Annotated in this window: 15 protein-coding genes and 1 pseudogene; 7 read left to right on the top strand and 9 right to left on the bottom strand. The window is 62.8% G+C overall.

The window, feature by feature from the left end:
• Window positions 1-92 precede the first annotated feature (92 nt).
• Window positions 93-590 (bottom strand): annotated as a pseudogene (locus tag AC1DXU_RS01165) (MATE family efflux transporter); the annotation flags it as partial.
• Between the two features lie 212 nt (window positions 591-802).
• On the opposite strand from AC1DXU_RS01165, the gene AC1DXU_RS01160 reads away from it, so the two are divergent.
• A complete protein-coding gene (locus AC1DXU_RS01160) occupies window positions 803-1,591 on the top strand; it encodes a L,D-transpeptidase (RefSeq protein WP_477363281.1) in 789 nt (262 codons plus the stop codon).
• 75 nt (window positions 1,592-1,666) lie between these two features.
• Here the strand turns inward: AC1DXU_RS01160 and AC1DXU_RS01155 are convergent, their stop codons facing one another.
• The gene (locus tag AC1DXU_RS01155) at window positions 1,667-3,142 is read right to left on the bottom strand and encodes an esterase-like activity of phytase family protein (RefSeq protein WP_477363278.1); all 1,476 of its coding nucleotides are present in this window, start codon (window positions 3,140-3,142) and stop codon (window positions 1,667-1,669) included.
• A gap of 235 nt (window positions 3,143-3,377) precedes the next feature.
• Here AC1DXU_RS01155 and AC1DXU_RS01150 point away from each other — a divergent pair, with 235 nt between their 5' ends.
• Window positions 3,378-3,692, top strand: coding sequence for a ferritin family protein (locus tag AC1DXU_RS01150; RefSeq protein WP_477363276.1), 315 nt, complete (start codon window positions 3,378-3,380; stop codon window positions 3,690-3,692).
• 39 nt (window positions 3,693-3,731) lie between these two features.
• Here AC1DXU_RS01150 and AC1DXU_RS01145 read toward each other — a convergent pair whose 3' ends face one another.
• The 5 genes from AC1DXU_RS01145 to AC1DXU_RS01125 all read right to left on the bottom strand — a co-directional run bounded on the left by AC1DXU_RS01145 (window position 3,732) and on the right by AC1DXU_RS01125 (window position 6,851).
• Window positions 3,732-4,652 (bottom strand): hypothetical protein, encoded by a 921-nt coding sequence (locus AC1DXU_RS01145; protein WP_477363273.1) that lies wholly within the window; start codon window positions 4,650-4,652, stop codon window positions 3,732-3,734.
• A gap of 4 nt (window positions 4,653-4,656) precedes the next feature.
• Window positions 4,657-5,127 (bottom strand): hypothetical protein, encoded by a 471-nt coding sequence (locus AC1DXU_RS01140; protein ID WP_477363270.1) that lies wholly within the window; start codon window positions 5,125-5,127, stop codon window positions 4,657-4,659.
• Window positions 5,128-5,132: 5 nt separating this feature from the next.
• A complete protein-coding gene (locus AC1DXU_RS01135; protein ID WP_477363267.1) occupies window positions 5,133-5,444 on the bottom strand; it encodes a hypothetical protein in 312 nt (103 codons plus the stop codon).
• A 34-nt stretch (window positions 5,445-5,478) separates the two neighbouring features.
• Entirely contained in the window at window positions 5,479-5,697 is a 219-nt protein-coding gene (locus tag AC1DXU_RS01130; RefSeq protein WP_477363264.1) for a hypothetical protein, read from the bottom strand.
• A gap of 134 nt (window positions 5,698-5,831) precedes the next feature.
• A complete protein-coding gene (locus tag AC1DXU_RS01125) occupies window positions 5,832-6,851 on the bottom strand; it encodes a LacI family DNA-binding transcriptional regulator (RefSeq protein WP_477363261.1) in 1,020 nt (339 codons plus the stop codon).
• Window positions 6,852-7,046: 195 nt separating this feature from the next.
• Between AC1DXU_RS01125 and AC1DXU_RS01120 the strand changes: the two genes are divergently transcribed.
• From AC1DXU_RS01120 to AC1DXU_RS01100, 5 genes are all read left to right on the top strand, one after another.
• Window positions 7,047-8,081: a Gfo/Idh/MocA family protein gene (locus AC1DXU_RS01120; RefSeq protein ID WP_477363258.1), complete on the top strand. Its 1,035-nt coding sequence runs from the start codon at window positions 7,047-7,049 to the stop codon at window positions 8,079-8,081.
• The gene (locus tag AC1DXU_RS01115; RefSeq protein WP_477363255.1) at window positions 8,081-8,986 is read left to right on the top strand and encodes a sugar phosphate isomerase/epimerase family protein; all 906 of its coding nucleotides are present in this window, start codon (window positions 8,081-8,083) and stop codon (window positions 8,984-8,986) included. Before AC1DXU_RS01120 ends, AC1DXU_RS01115 begins: the two co-directional genes overlap by 1 nt.
• A 98-nt stretch (window positions 8,987-9,084) precedes the next feature.
• Window positions 9,085-10,092 carry a substrate-binding domain-containing protein gene (locus AC1DXU_RS01110; protein WP_477363252.1) on the top strand — a complete coding sequence of 336 codons (1,008 nt, stop codon included), beginning with the start codon at window positions 9,085-9,087 and terminating at the stop codon, window positions 10,090-10,092.
• Between the two features lie 86 nt (window positions 10,093-10,178).
• Window positions 10,179-10,976, top strand: a complete 798-nt coding sequence (locus AC1DXU_RS01105) for an ATP-binding cassette domain-containing protein (protein ID WP_477363249.1) — start codon at window positions 10,179-10,181, stop codon at window positions 10,974-10,976.
• A complete protein-coding gene (locus AC1DXU_RS01100; RefSeq protein WP_477363246.1) occupies window positions 10,973-12,025 on the top strand; it encodes an ABC transporter permease in 1,053 nt (350 codons plus the stop codon). The genes AC1DXU_RS01105 and AC1DXU_RS01100 overlap by 4 nt, the downstream gene beginning before the upstream one ends.
• 47 nt (window positions 12,026-12,072) lie before the next feature.
• On the opposite strand, the gene AC1DXU_RS01095 is transcribed toward AC1DXU_RS01100, so the two are convergent.
• Together AC1DXU_RS01095 and AC1DXU_RS01090 are read right to left on the bottom strand one after the other, a co-directional pair.
• A complete protein-coding gene (locus tag AC1DXU_RS01095; RefSeq protein ID WP_477363243.1) occupies window positions 12,073-14,682 on the bottom strand; it encodes an ATP-dependent helicase in 2,610 nt (869 codons plus the stop codon).
• A gap of 137 nt (window positions 14,683-14,819) precedes the next feature.
• Window positions 14,820-16,103 carry a flavin-containing monooxygenase gene (locus AC1DXU_RS01090; RefSeq protein WP_477363240.1) on the bottom strand — a complete coding sequence of 428 codons (1,284 nt, stop codon included), beginning with the start codon at window positions 16,101-16,103 and terminating at the stop codon, window positions 14,820-14,822.
• Window positions 16,104-16,200: the final 97 nt, after the last annotated feature.

Here is a 16,200-nt window from a genome sequence, read left to right as displayed (position 1 = left end):
AGTTCGGGGAAGGGGCCGATGCCGCGGATGAGCAGCGGGTTCAAGACGATGTCGAGCACGACGGCGAGCGCCATGAAAAAGAACGGCGTGCGCGAATCGCCGGCGCCGCGCAGCACCGTCATGACGAAGGACAACAGGTTCATCATCGGAACGGCAACGAAGATGATGCGCAGATAGGAGCGGGCGAGCGGCAGCGCGTCGGCCGGCGTGCCCAGCGTGTTGAGGATGGCGTCGACCCAGATCCAACCGCAGACCGCGAACACCACCGAGACGGCGAAGAAAAAAGTGGCGCTGGTGCCGACGATGCGGCGGGCCTCGGCCAGGTCGCGGGCACCGACCGACTGCGCCACCAGGATGGTCGCCGCCATGCCGATGCCGAACACCGTGCCGAGGATCAGAAACAGCACTAGATTGGCGTTGGACGTCGCGGTCAGCGCGGATTCACCGAGGAAGCGGCCGACCCAGACGGCGTTGATCGAGCCGTTCAGCGATTGCAGCACGTTGGAGCCGAGCACCGGCAGGGCGAACAAAAGCAGCGTGCGTGGGATCGGGCCGCTGGTCAGGTCGCCGGTGCGCCGGCGCGAGGGCATTTTTTCGTCCATGGCGGGCACTCGGCGAAGGCTTGTCTCAAGTCCGGTGGGCGATGATTGCCGATTTAACGAGACAGGCCGATCCGGTGCCGGAAAATCCCGCTTGGCGTGCTGTGAGCTAATCATGTTCTCAAAGCCTGCGGAATGGGATATTGGTCGTCGCGGCGTGGGGCCGCATTCTTGCGATATCCAATGGACAAGCCGGGGGGATAATGTCTGACAATCCGCTGCTTTTTGAGCGCCTGAACCGGCGCGCGTTTCTCGGTGCATCCGCTATCGGCGCGGCCTCGGTCGCGCTTTCGGCATGCACCACGACGGAAGTGGTGACGCCACCAACACCCGCTCCGGCGCCCGAACCGGCTTTGGGCGATGCCGCAAGCATGTATGCGGCGCGCACCGACGAGGGCTTTGCGCTGCCGGCCATCCCGATATCCAAGCTCGATCCGAAGTTCGTGCGCCAGATCGTGGACGATCCGACCGGAGAAAAGCCCGGCACCATCGTTGTCGATACGTCGGAGCATTTCCTCTATCTGGTGCGCGACGGCGGCAAGGCGATGCGCTACGGCGTCAGCCTCGGCAAGGCCGGTTTCGGCTGGACTGGCAACGCTGTCGTCCAGGCGCGCAAGAAGTGGCCGGTCTGGACGCCGCCGCCGGAAATGATCCAGCGCCGGCCGGAACTGGCGAAGTACAAGGATGGCATGCCGCCGGGACCGCAGAGCCCGCTAGGCGCCCGGGCGCTCTATCTGTTCCGCGACGGCAAGGACACGATGTACCGGCTGCACGGCACGCCGGAATGGGATTCCATCGGCAAGAACGCGTCGTCCGGCTGCGTGCGCTTCATGAACCAGGACATCATCGACCTCTACAGCCGCGTCAACGGCGTCACGCAGGTCTTCGTGCGGCCGAACCTGTCGGCGGCCGGCAAGATCACGGCCGTGTCGAACAAGACCGCCGAGCCGATCGATGCGGGCGTGCCAAGGGATGCGGAAATCCTGAAGTAAGGGCCCTCACGCCATCGCTGATCGTCGCAGTTTGAAGGCGGACGCGTTCGGCGCGTCCGCCTTTTTCGTATGCGCCTACTTCTTGGCGAGGCCGGGAAGCGTGACCTGATAGACCAGGAACATGGTGTCGACATCGGCGCCGTCCTCGGCCTTGTAGGGCGCGCCGACCTGGAAGCCGTCCTGGGTGAGGAAGTCGTTGTCGTTGGCGACGAACAGGAAATAATCGTCGGGCAGTTTCGGATCGAGCACGCTGACCACCGACATCGCCTCCCACTTCTCCGAGAGGTTGTTCTTGTCGTTGGGCGCGCCATTGTGCAGGCCGAAGCGGCCGAGCTCGCCCTTGTCGTTGATGTCGATGAACGGCGTCAGCTTGGCCGGCGTCACCGAGGGGTCGAGCACGCCCTTGGGCGCCACCGGCTTGTCGGCAGCGTCGAAGGCGCCGCCAGCAATGTCGGTTGCGGCGGAGAGATCGACGATGTTGATCAGGCGCAGAAGCGAGGTGTCGCCCTTCACCCCCTGGCCGTTATTGCTGTCGCGCGTGATCATCAAGAACGTCTGGTCGGACAGCGCCACGATCTCGCTTTGCGCGGCGATCTTGGTCTTGCCCTTGGCGTCGGTGAACACCGGCAGCGGCACGATGTATTCGTGCGCCAGTTTCAGATGGGCGAGGTCGGAGGCGTCATAGACCAGGGCGCGGGTGTTCTGGCGCGTCGAGCCGGAATCGCCGCCATCCTGGCGCGGTGCCGATTGCAGCACGGCGATGAGGAACTTGCCGTCCGGCGTCAGCGCCATGCCTTCGAGACCCTGGTTGTTCTGTCGGCCGGTATCGGGATCTTTTGGATCGGGCTCGGCCGCACCAGGCCCCGGATTGTCGGAGGCGAAGTTCGGCGCGCCATGGCGCATCGGCACCAGGGCCGCCGGTGGCTGCGTGGCCGACAGAAGGTGTCCGTCGGCGGAGAAGCGATAGATGTTGGGACCGTATTCGTCGGAGATGAACATGGTGCCGTCGGGCAGCCGCGCGATCGCCTCGTTGTCGAGCGCAAGCTTGCCGTTGGCTTCGGGCAGGATCGGCAGGTCGCCACTTGCCGCGCGCACGCCGTTGAGCGGGTCGAGGCCGGTGGCGTCAGCACCCTTGTCGTCGGTCAAAAGCATGGTGTCGGCGAGCGTCGCCTTGACGCCGGTCTGTTCCTGTCCGGCGGCAGGCGCGGCACCGGGTGCTACCGGCGCAAACTCGATGCCGATCGTGTTAAGGCGCGGCCGGTAGTCGGTGGTGCCGACGACATTGTAGCCGCGATCCGGCAGCAGCCACAGCGAGCCCTTGTAGCCGTCGGCGCCATGCGTCCAGCCAGCGGTGTCGATCGACATGCCGGAGCCGGAGCCGAAAGTCTCGCCGAACTTGTCCTTCAGGCTGGCCGGGATGCGGCCGACGCCGACCAGACCCTTGTTGACGAGGCCGCCAACGGTGGCGGTGCCGTCGGCCAGCGCCGGCGTCAAGGCGGTGAATAGCGCCAGCGCGACGCCGAGCGACAGGGTTCGGTGCAGATTTTTCATGATTATCCTCTTTGCGACAAAGCCGGAGCGGCCGAAACCCGAAAGCGCTCCACGTCGCATCGGACGATGCCGCGAGCCCTCGTTCGACAAGCGGTCTAGGACGCGAAGATGATAGTTGCGTGACAGGGGCGGCACTCGCCTGCGGTCGGAACCATTCTCCGTTCTGATCCGTTGCAACGAAGCCCAGGTGCCGCTTCGCTTGATCGGCCGGGCTATGGGATCAGGAAGGGACAAAATGGGTTTCGATCAGTATCACGAGCCACCGGAAGAGTTGTCGCAGAAGGTGCGGACCTTTGCCCGCATGATCACTTCGCTGATCGAGGAGGCGGAGGCGATCGGCTGGTACGAACAGCGCATGTCGGTGGAAAAAGACCCTCAGGCCAAGGCGATCATGAAGAACGCGCAGAGCGAGGAGTTCAAGCATTTCGGCATGGATCTGGAATTCCTGCTGCGCCAGAAGAAGGACTGGCGGGCGGAACTGAAGGAAATCCTGTTCACGACGGGCGATATCGTCAAGGCCGGCGAGAGGGGCGAGAAGAAGGCGGATTGAGGGCTAATAGTGAACCAAGGGCCACTTTGGTCGGTGTGATCAGGCAGAACCCGCGACAGCAGTTTCGGCCGCAAGCACTCTGGTTCCTATCTGAGCGACTTCGTGCAAGGCAGCGAAACCAAAGCCTTCGTTTGATGACTGTTCTTGCAACGTCCCTACAACCTCATTGATCCGTTCGATCTGCTTTTCGTTGATGAGCGGACTTTCCGACGACGGAGAAAACAAAATCATCTCATGTCGCCGTGGCTCAAATAGGCCACCATCCTTGTCACGTCGAACCTTCAGATCGAACATCTTCCGCTTAATGCGATCGACAACATGAGCTGGGGCTGAAGGCGCAAGAGTGGCGAAATTAGCGACGAGTTGAGAGCCACTGTAGTCGATGCTAATTCCAGCGATACCGGACGATGTGCGCCTGCGACGTCGCAGTCGTATCTCCTCGCTGAAATATCCTGCGAGTGCAGGGTTCACCGAGTTAACGTGGTCGAGAACCAGCGCGGGTAAACGGTCCGCAAGAGCCGTCTCCTGATCCTGATTGTCTCCTTGCATGTCATCGACCGCTTCTGGATGAAATTTATACAGTGATGAGAGCGCCGACATCCACATTCGACCGATTTGCTGCAGACTCTGTGCCTCACCTTCTGAAACTTCGCCTAAGTTCACTCCTGAAAAAACCAAAGCGCCAGGCCTGAGCGCATCGGGGCCTTTCTCCGAAAGGGATTCCTGCAACTCATCCAACGCAACTTGCGCTGCGAAAATAGCGGTTTCGGCAGCGCGCCCGTAGAGGCAACTTAGGCGTCGCATTTCATTGGCCTGTTCAATATGAAATCCGCTATCGCCAGCGACGGCGACCGCAACGACAAGCCGCTCGGGAGAGTGCAGAATTGGTGAAAGAAATACCGGTGCCCAGCGAGCGCGCACTGACGCCTTTGGTTGCGGGAAGGTCGAGGGATTTAGCATATTGTCAAACCATTTGATTTATGCCGAGCGACTGCGCAGCCAAGCGAGGAACGTGCGGACACCTTCCTCTCAAGAACGCCAACACGGCATGTAGATCTGCTCCACTCAATAAATCTTCCATGTGGTTGGCGGTTGCGACGTCCGGTAAATCCAATCTTGCGGCGGCAGTCTCGATATTTGCAGCTTCCGAAGCCGTTTCTGCACGTCGCTTATTGTCCAACATAGGTGTCAACCATTCATTGAGACGGCTATCAAGCATTCTGTCCGGGAGCGCGAGGTCGCTTGGAGTCCAACTCGGGCCGGTAAAGCAGTGGCCATGATCAATCAACCAGACCTCCTGGTCGCCCGAAAAAAGCACATTGCCCCAGTGCCGATCGATATTCGCGACGAGCGCATCGAAACCGTACAAACTCCCAAGGTCGCGCCAGGCGGCGAGGCGCTCAAGAATCTTTCTGCCGCCTCCCTGATTGTACAACATTGCTACCTGAGGCTGTGCGACGTCGATGCTCGCGTAAACCAGCCGTCCGTCACCTTCTTTGCAGCAAGACGATCATTACCGGCCCAAGCGAGAACTGGCGCCGGGATTGGAAGGCCAAGCAGCAAGCCAACCGCGGCGCTCATCACTTCATTCGCGAGTTCTTTCGTTTCGAGATCTTTGATGATCGCGGTCTGAACCCCAAATTCTGTAAATACCGCACCACGGTATGTGTCGTTTATATTTCCGTTTTTGAACGGAGTTGCGCCAGCTAGAACACGTCCAAGCCTTACAACCGACGTCGCGTTCGAAGACATGATCCTCTCCAATCACCCCTCTGGAGCGATAGGGTCAGTTCTTTTTCTCGCCGTGCTTGATTATAAGCTCGGAAAGTTCTTTCCAAGACACTCTGTGATGCGCTTTCTTTGCTCCCTTGGCATAAAAGTCGACTGAGCCTTTGCTGAATCGAAATTCCCCTAGTTTATCATTGTCTTGTTCAACATCGATTATGAGATCCTTCTTGAGGACCTCAACAGCAGGCATCTGAGAAATTGTAAGCTTAGTAGCCATTTACCCCTCCCTTTATTGCTGCAAAATGCGCTCCACAGCTGCTATAAGCAAGCTCCCTCGCAAGAGGAAAGTTAGAAATGTGTTGGCAGGTCAAGGCATGTCACCAGCCAACCCCCACTCCCTTTCAGCCATGATCAATCGCTATCCCTTGCCACCAGCTCCAATGGCCAGACCTCGCGGATGATGCGCGGGCCGTCCGGGCCGGCGAAGGCCGGGATCGAGGCCAGCAGAATTTCGGCGAGCCTTTGGCCCATCGGCTCCAGCGCCGGGCGGAAGGCGGTCAGCGCTGGCGAGAAATAGCGACAGAGCGGCGTGTCGACGATGACGGTCACCGCCATGTCGTGGCCGGGCTTGATGCCCATCTCGGCCAGCGCCTTGCAGCCGCCAAGCGCCATCGCGTCATTGTTGAAGATGATGGCGGTCGGCTTGGAGCGCATGACCTGCGGTGTCACTTCGTAGCCGCCGGCCTCGTTGATGAAGCCAGAGGCGATCAGGGCGGGGTCGACCTCGATGCCATGCCGCCGCAGGGCCTTGCGATAGCCGTCGAGAAACAGATAGCCGAAATTGAGGTCAAGCGACGGGCGGATGGCTGCGATGCGGCGGTGGCCGCGCGCCACCAGCCGGTCGACCGCCTCGGCACCGGCCTTTTCGAAGTCGAGGTCGAGAGACGGGTAGGACTTGGCGCCGGAGCGGCTGCGGCCGAGCGTGGCGAAGGGGAAGCCGGCCTGGGTCAGGTAATCGATGCGCTCGTCCTCGCGCCGCGTCCAGGCCAGCACCACAGCATCGGCCCGGCGCGTTTCGACGACACGGCGCAGACGCTCCGACTGATAGTCGCCGGGCGCGCCCATCACCACAGTCAGGTCGAGCCCGCTCTCAGCCAGTTTGGCCTGCAGCCCGATCAGGAACGGAATGAAGAACGGCTCGCCATATTGCTGGTCGCCCGGATGCGGTTGCAGCATGAAGGCGATCGAATGGGTGGCGCCCTGGCGCAGACTGCGGCCGGACTGGTTCGGCGAATAGTTCAGCGTCTTGGCCGCCGCCAGCACGCGCTGACGCGTATCGGCATTGACGTCGGCGCGGCCGTTCAGCGCCCGCGATACGGTGCCGATCGAAATGTTCAGGTGCCGTGCAAGGTCGTGAATGCTGGACGCCAAAGGACAGTTCTCCCCCAACCCTCGCTATCACCGGCGGCCGCTCAGGCCAAGGCGATAAGACGATTTTTACGAACGGGCGATTGACATTCTACGCCATCGGGTGTGTTCTCGTAAACGTTTACGGAAAAACGTTTACGGTCAAGCCGTGAATGCCGTGAAGACCGGTCTGGAGGGGCCGAGAGGGAGGAGTGCTGGATGATCAACGTCGTCCTGGTCGGTTGCGGAGCTATGAGCAAGGCCTGGCTTGATGCAGCCAGGCAGATTGCCGGGCTCGCCATTGTCGGCCTTGTCGACCTTGACGCCGACAGGGCGAAGGCGAGGGCGCGCGAATACGACCTTGCCGGTGCCGTCATCGGCACCAGCCTCGACGCGGTGCTCGACCAGACCCGACCCGATGCTGTCTTCGATGTGGTTGTTCCCGCCGCGCGACGCGACGTTGCATTCTCCGCCTTTGCCCATAATTGCCATCTGCTGACCGAAAAGCCGCTCGCCGACACTCCGGAGAATGCGCGCGCCATCGTCGAGGCGGCGCGCAGTGCCGGGCGTATCCATGCCGTCGTGCAGAACCGGCGCTACGTCGCCAATGTCAGGCGCATCAGGCGCTTTCTTGATTCCGGCGCCATCGGAGCGCCAACCAGCATCCATGCCGACTTCTTCGTCGCCCCGCATTTCGGCGGCTTTCGCGAAGAGATGGCGCATGTGCTGCTGCTCGACATGGCGATCCACACCTTTGACGCCGCCCGCTACATGGTCGCCGGCGAGCCGGCCGGCGTCTACTGCCAGGAATGGGAGCCGGCCAATTCCTGGTACCGGCAGGGATCGTCGGCCAGCGCGGTCTTCGATCTCGGCGGCGGCAAGCGGTTCACCTATGCCGGCAGCTGGTGCGCCGCCGGCTTCCGCACGAGTTGGGAGAGCACCTGGCGCATCGTCGCCGAGCACGGCAGCCTGGTCTGGGACGGCGAGGAGGGGCTGAAGGCGGAAGTTGTGTTGTCGGTCCGCGAGGGCCTGTTCGACAAAATGGAGCCGATCATCGTGCCGCCACTCGATCCCGCTGACCGCATTGGCGGCCATCTCGGCATCATCCAGGATTTCATGCGCGCCATCGAGACCGGCACCGAGCCGGAAACGCGCGGCTCCGACAACATCAAAAGCTTGGCCATGGTTTTTGGCGCCATCGAGAGCGCCGAGACCGGGCGCCGGGTGGCGATCACTTCACAGGAACAACAATGATGCCAAACCCGCTTCTCGACATCAGGATCGGCACAATGGTGCGGGCCAATCTCGAAGACCCGGCCGCCTATATCAAGGCGATTCTGCCGCTCGGCTTCGAGAGCATCCAGCCTTTCTTCTGGCAGACGCTGGGCGGCAAGGATCTGCCGCGGCTTGCCGGTGAGATTGCCGAGGCGATCGGCGATGCCGACGTCACGGTCTCCTCGCTCGGCGTGTTTGGCAATCCACTGGAAAGCGGCGATGTCGATCGCGGTGTGCTCCAGGCCTGGGAAACAGTGATCGACAACGCGCATCTGTTCGGCGCCTCAACGGTCAGCGGTTTCACCGGCCGCCTTCGCGGCAAGCCGCTGCCGGAAAGCCTGCCGCGCTTCAAGGAGGTTTGGGGGCCACTGGCCAGGCGCGCCGCCGACAAGGGTGTGCGCATCGCCTTCGAGAACTGCGCCATGGACGGCAATTGGGCGGCGGGCGACTGGAACATCGCCCACAATCCGGACGCCTGGGAGCTGATGTTCAACGAATTGCCCAACGATAATCTCGGCTTGGAATGGGAGCCCTGCCACCAGCTCGTCTATTTGATCGATCCGATGCCGCAGATCCGCAAATGGGCGCCGCGCATCTTCCACGTGCACGGCAAGGACGCGACGGTGCGCTGGGACGTGATCAGCGAGCATGGCGTGTTCGGCCGGCTGCCATTCGTGCAGATGCGCACGCCGGGCTTCGGCGACAGCGACTGGACGCGGGTGATCAGCGAATTGCGGCTGGCCGGCTACAAGGGCGCCATCGACATCGAAGGCTGGCACGATCCGGTCTATCGCGACGATCTCGAAATCACCGGCCAGGTGCGGGCGCTGGACTATCTCAAGCAATGCCGGGGAGGTGCCAGCTTCTTGCCGAATCCGGTGTGAGTGCGGGCCGGCGGGAGGTGCCGGCCAGCGAAGATTGCGGCGTATTGCCGATCGTCGAAACCCCTCGGCTTGCGAGGGAACAAAGGGAGGATAAGTGCATGAGCATGACGATGAGAAGGACACTTCTGCGCTCGACCGTCGTGGCCGCCGCCACGGCGCTCGCCGCTGCGATCTCGACCTTGCCCGCGCAGGCGCTCGACGCCAAATGGTGCAAGAACGTCCACATCCGCTTCTTCGTCGGCGGCGCCGAGGGCGACGCCTTTGGCACCATCGTCTATAATGGCGCCAAGCAGGCCGAGGCCGATCTCGGGCCGAAGGTCGATTACATCTTCTCCGGCTGGGACGTCGAAAAGATGGTGCAGCAACTACGCGAAGCGGTCGCGGTCAAGCCTGGCGGCATCGCCATGATGGGCCATCCGGGCGACGCCGCAATCATGCCGCTCGCCGAACAGGCGCATAAGGACGGCATCAAGATGATGTACCAGAACGTGCCGGTGCCGACGGTGACGGCGGCGTTCGGCGGCGGCTATGTCGGCGCCCAGCAGGAGCAGCAGGGACGCGCGCTCGGCGCCGAGGCGTTCAAGTTGGCCGGGCTGAAATCCGGCGACAAGGCGATCATGATCGGCCCGTTCGAAAACGAGAGTCGGGGCGCACGTGAGCGTGGGACGGTCGCCGCACTGAAAGAGGCCGGCGTCGATGTCGTCCAAATCAACTCTCAAACCGAATGGGCAGCCGATCCGAATCTGGCGATCCCGGTGATCACCGCCGCGCTGCTCAACAATCCCGGCGTCAAGGCGGTCGGCTATCCCGGCGGGCAGATGCTCGGCAATGTGCCGACCTACATGCAGGCCGCAGGCAGGAAGGCGGGCGACATCTTCAACTTCGGCTTCGACACCAGCCCGCAGATCGTTGAGGCCTTCAAGGGCGGCTGGGTACAACTGACCGCCGACCAGCAGCCTTTCATGCAGGGCTATCTGCCGATCCTCAGCCTCTGCCAGCAATTGGTGCTGGGTCTGGCGCCGATGAATGTCGACACCGGCGCCGGCTTCGTCACACCTGACAATTACGAGATCGTCGCCGAGCTGGCCAAGCAGGCGCTGCGCTGACCTCCCAAGGCTGCCGGCCGGGATTTCGCCCGGCCGGCGGGGCCGCCGGCAAAGAGGCCGGCAAGCGACAATCAAGCGAGGATACGATGGCCGAACGCATTATCGAACTGCGCGACATCAAGAAATCCTATGGCCAGGTCTATGCGCTGGGCGGGGTCAATCTCAGCGTCGATCGCGGCGAGGTGGTCGGCCTGATCGGCGACAATGGCGCCGGCAAGTCGACGCTGATCAAGATCCTGTCGGGCGTGGTCAAGCCGACCAGCGGCGAAATCCTCATCCGCGGCAAGCCGGTGACCGGGTGGAGTGCGGCGCGCTCCCGCGAGGCCGGCATCGAGACGGTGTTCCAGGACCGGGCGCTGGCCGTGCAACAAACCATCGTGCGCAACATCTTCATGGGCCGCGAGCTCACCGGCTTCATGGGTTGGCTCAAGGTCAACAAGGAAATCGAGGAGGCGAGCCGGCTGATGCGCGAGATCGGCTTCACCTCGAAAGTGTTCACGCCGCAGTCGATCGTTGGCCAGCTCTCGGGCGGCGAACGCCAGGGCGTGGCGATTGCGCGCGCCATCTACAAGCAGGCGGACCTGATCATCCTCGACGAGCCGACGACGGCGCTGTCGCTGACCGAGACAGCCAAGGTGTTCCATTTCGTGCGCCAGGTGCGGGCGAGCGGCCGCTCGATCCTGTTCATCGGCCACAACATCCATCATGTCTTCGACATCGCCGATCGTTTCGTGGTGATCGATCGCGGCAAGGTCGCGCTCAGCGCCGACCGGCGCGAGGTCAAATCGGCCGAAGATCTCATCAACTTCATGGAAGACGTCGCGCATCCGGGCGGACTGGCCGGATTGCGCGACGCTGGCGAAGCGGAGCAGGCAACACGATGAGCAAGACCATGGAGCCCGATCTGCACGAGCCGTCGGCCGGCATTCCCCTCCAGGGCAACCCCCAGAAAGAATGGAAGCACCCATCCGATCAGTGGATGCGCGGCTTCATCCTGGACAACCGCGCTTCGCTCGGCACGCTCGGCGTGTTCGTGGTGATGATGGCGGTGTTCATGGCCGCCAACCCGGCTGTCTTCACCACCTGGTATCTCTACAGTTCGGTGCTGACCACGCTGCCGGTGGCGCTGTTCGTGGTGGTGCCGCTGGTCTTCGTCGTCACTTGCGGCGAAATCGACCTGTCGTTTCCAGCGACCATGGGCTTTGCCTCATGGGTCTTCGCGCTGGTGGTGCAGGCCGGCTACGATCCGTTCCTGGGCATCGCCGCCGCACTGGTCACCGGCATGCTGCTCGGCTTCCTGGTGGGGTCGCTGGTGGTCTATGGCGGGCTGTCGTCGCTGATCGCCACGCTCGGCATGAATTTCCTGCTGCGCGGCCTGATCCAGATCATCAACGAGGGCAGGTCGACGGCGCTGACCAGCCTTGCCGACAGCTGGGCCTATAAGATCTTCTCCAGCCAGATCTACGGCATCCCGGTGCAAATCTTCTGGGCGATCGCCTTCGTCGTGCTGTCGGCGCTGCTCTACAACAGGCACCGCTTCGGCGCACAGGTGAAAGTGGTCGGCGACAACCCTGACAGCGCCCAGCAGATGGGCATCGACGTCAAGCGCGTGCGGGTGAAAGTGTTCGTCTTCGTCGGCATCGGTGCTGCGATCGCCGGCACATTTTCGGTGATGATCAACTTCACCTGGTGGCCGACCTCGGGCGACGGCTATCTGCTGCCGGTGCTGGCATCGGTGTTCGTCGGGGGAACGCCGACCTGGGGCGGCATCGGCACCGTCGTCGGTGGCGCCATCGGTGCGGTCACCGTGTCGTTCATCCAGACCGGTGTCGTGGCAGCGGGCCTGAGCGGCTTCTACGTCCAGTTCTTCAACGGCCTGATCATCATCCTGTCGCTGCTGGGGCATAAGTGGAACCAGGCGCGGTATCGGTGAGAGCGGTTGTTTGTAGCCGAGGTGGGAATGAAGAGTTTGGCAGGGCGTCACACAGCCGCGACAAACCCGTCCAGGACACGTTTCTGGCCGGCCTTGTCGAAGTCGATGGTCAGCTTGTTGCCTTCGATGGCGGAAATATTGCCGTTGCCGAATTTCTGGTGGAAGACGCGGTCGCCAACGCTGAAGGCCGATGGCGTGTCGGCGACGGATTTGGCGACTAGTTCGCCGTCGATGGTTCGGCCTTTGACGCTGGTGCGGCCGGCGCCGTAGCCCGAGTCCGTCTCGCCATAGCCGATGCGCTCGACCTGGTGGCCGGAGCGCGAGCCCCAGTTGCGATCGGTCGCCTCGGTGCGGTTGGCCTGCGCGCGCTGCCAACCCGGCGTCGCATAGGTGTTGGAGAAGGCGCCGGATTTTTCGGTGTCGGCGCCAACATTGTCGAAGCGTGAGGCGCCGTAGGGGTTCTGTCTTCCTGCCCCTTGGCCACCACGTCCCGAGGCAAAGGAACCACCGCCATAGGAATTGCCATAGCCGCCGTAGGAGTTGCCGCTTTCGGCGACCTCGATATGGTCGTTCGGCAACTCTTCGAGGAAGCGCGACGGGATGGTCGACTGCCAGAGCCCGTGGATACGGCGGTTGGAGACGAACCAGAGGTGCAGGTTCTTCTTGGCGCGGGTGAGGCCGACATAGGCGAGGCGGCGCTCTTCCTCCAGCCCGGAGCGGCCGCCTTCATCGAGCGCGCGCTGGTGCGGAAACAGGCCTTCCTCCCAGCCGGGGAGAAAAACGGTTTCGAATTCGAGGCCCTTGGCCGAATGCAGCGTCATGATGTTGACGGCGTCGAGCTCGGCATTCTGCTCGGCATCCATCACCAGCGCGACGTGCTCGAGGAAGGAGCGCAGCGATTCATACTCCTCCATGGAGCGGATCAGCTCCTTCAGGTTTTCCAGCCGGCCGGGGGCTTCGACCGAGCGGTCGTTCTTCCACATGTCGGTGTAGCCACTCTCCTCCAGAATGGTCTCGGCGAGCTCGGTGTGCGGCGTGGTTTCCAGCGCCTTCTGCCAGCGCTCGAAATTGGCCGATACCTCGCGCAGTGCCGCGCGCGGCTTTGGCTTCAGCTCGTCGCTTTCGGCGAGTTTCGTCGCCGCCTCAAGCATCGGGATGCGCAGTGCGCGCGCGGTGTCATGGATCTGGCGGATGGTGGCTTCGCCCAGACCGCGCTTCGGCACATTGACGATGCGCTCGAAAGCGAGATCGTCGGCGCCTTGCGCGACAACGCGGAAGAAGGCCAGCGCGTCGCGGATTTCGAGGCGCTCGTAGAAGCGCGGGCCGCCGATGACGCGGTAGTTGAGGCCGAGCGTGACAAAACGGTCCTCGAACTCACGCATCTGGAAGGAGGCGCGGACAAGGATCGCCATGTCGTTCAGATTGTGCTTGGCGCGTTGGTAAGACTCGATGGTCTCGCCGACGGCACGCGCCTCCTCCTCGGAATCCCAGGCGGCATGGACATGCACCTTCTCGTCGTCTTCGGCGATTTTTTCGGTGAACAGCGTCTTGCCGAAGCGGCCCTCATTGTGGGCGATGAGGTGAGAGGCGGTGCCGAGGATATGCGCGGTGGAGCGATAGTTTCGCTCCAGCCGGATGATGGTGGCGCCGGGGAAATCCTTGTCGAAGCGCAGGATGTTGTCGATCTCGGCGCCGCGCCAGCCGTAGATCGACTGATCGTCGTCGCCGACGCAGCAGATGTTAACAGCTGACCTGTCGCGCGAGGCGCCCCCCTCTGTCCTGCCGGACATCTCCCCCACTTGGGGGGAGATTGGCTTGCCTTCCGGCCGCTGCGCCAGCAGCCGCAGCCACATGTATTGCGCCGTGTTGGTGTCCTGGTATTCGTCGACGAGGATGTATCTGAAGCGCTTGTGGTATTCCTTCAGCACATCCGGATTGGCGCGGAAGATGCGGATCGGGTGGCACAAAAGGTCGCCGAAGTCGCATGCGTTCAGCGTCTTCAGCCGCTCCTGATAGGCCTTGTAGAGCTCGCGGCCCTTGCCGTTGGCGAAGGCGCGGGCGTCGCCCTCGGGAATGTCGGCGGGGCCAAGCCCCTTGTTCTTCCAGCCGTCGATCATCTGCGCGAACTGCTTGGCCGGCCAGCGCTTGTCGTCCAGTCCCTCGGCCTGGATCAACTGCTTGATCAGGCGCACGACATCGTCGGTGTCGAGGATGGTGAAATCGGATCTGAGCCCGGCGAGTTCCGCGTGACGACGCAGCAGCTTGACGCCGATCGAGTGGAAGGTGCCGAGCCAGGGCATGCCTTCCACCGCTTCGCCGACCAGGAGGCCAATGCGCTGCTTCATCTCGCGCGCGGCCTTGTTGGTGAAGGTGACGGCGAGGATCTGCGACGGGAAGGCCTTGCCGGTGGCGAGGATGTGGGCGATGCGGGTGGTCAAGACACGCGTCTTGCCGGTGCCGGCGCCGGCCAGCACCAGAACCGGGCCTTCGGTGGTTTCCACCGCCAGCCGCTGCTCGGGGTTGAGGCCGTTCAGATAATCGGGCGCATTGTTGTGGCCGCTGCGGGCCGCCATGGCGCGCGCGGCTATGCCCGACGGGGCCGTGGGCCGCGCGTTCGGTTCGTCAAAAAAAGGCATGTCTTCCGAAAAGCCGGACATCGCCCCCGAATGTAGTGATTCGGTGGCGAAAGGCCAGAAGTGTCTACGTTTTGTTCTGGTTTGGAAGCCAGATTCCCGGGCGCCGTGCGAATATTGTCGCCCCGGCGCCCGGCAAGCTGTGCAAAACCCGCCCGGCCTTACCTCGCGGCCGCCCGCATCCGTTCGCTGATCTTGTCGGCGACATAGCCGGCATCGCGTGCCGCGCCATGGATCATGGTGGAGGAGGTCGAGTGCTGGAAGTGCAGGCCGCAGACATAGAGGCCGGGTTCGCCCTCCACAGCGCCGCGATACTGTTTCACCCGGCCGTTGCCGTCGAAGATCGGCAGTTTGATCCAGTCCAGACCGGCACGGAACCCGGTGCACCAGATGACGTTCGAAACGTCGAGGGTCTGACCGTCGTCGAGCAGCGGTTTGCCGTCGCGGACGCCGGCAACGCGGGCGACCCGGCGCACGCCGGCGGCATCCAGATCCCGAGGTTTGACCCGGATCAGCGGCAGGCCGTGGGCGAGCTGCCCAGGTTTGGCCTTGCGGCCCATTGGCGTATCGACCGTGAGCAGCCGGTGGAAGACGATGCGGAAGACGATCGGCAAGATCAAACGCATGGCGAAATACCCATTGTAGGCCACCGGGATGTTGCCGGGATGCCGTCCGGCCAGCCAGACCTGATGGGTAGAAGCGATGTCGATGGCGATTTCCGCACCCGAATTGCTGGCGCCGACCAATAGCACGCTGCCCGGCTTGAGCTGCTCGGGGTTCTTGTAAGCGACCGAATGCAGTTGCCGGATCGACGGATCGAGCGACGCGGCAAAATCCGGGATCTTCGGTTTCTGGTAACTCGAGGCCGCGGTCACGACGTGACTGGCGATGTACCGGGTCCGGCCAGCCGTCACGACGTAGCGGCCGTCGATGCGGGTCACCTCGTCGACCTTGACGCCGGTGCGCACCGGCAAGGAAAACTTTCTTGCATAGGCTTCAAGATAGTCGGCCATCTCGTCCTTTGTCGGGAACGAGTAGCGGGCGGCGGGGAAGGGCATGCCGATCAGGCCGTCGAAGCGCGCCGGTGTGAACAGGCGCAGCGAATCCCAGCGCGAACGCCAGATGTCGCCGACGCGCTCGCGCGTCTCCAGGATGACGAACTTCACGCCTTTGCGGGCGAGGTGATAGCCGACGGAAAGGCCATTCTGTCCGGCGCCGATGACGACGACATCGACATGTTCCTCTCTCGGCACCGGTCGCGTTTCGTCGCCGATCGGCGCCTGGCTTGCGACTGCCTGCAATGCGCCGGCTTCCAGTGTCATGAATGCCACCCCTTGTTCCAGCAGCGCCCCGGCGCGCGCCCTGGTCTCGGTGATGCCGACACGGCGGCTATGCGGTTTCGCCACGTTGCTTGAAGTCGGGCCAGATATCGAAGTCGGGTTCATCATCGTCTCCATGCGGTTTCGTCAATCATGGAGCGAAAATAGCGAACCGGCACGGCGGCGCTTCGGGGCGATCCCTCACGAGGCAAAAGAAAACGCA

The organism is Mesorhizobium sp. P3_A10, assembly GCF_056403175.1.
This window is presented reverse-complemented; position numbering and strand designations above follow the sequence as displayed.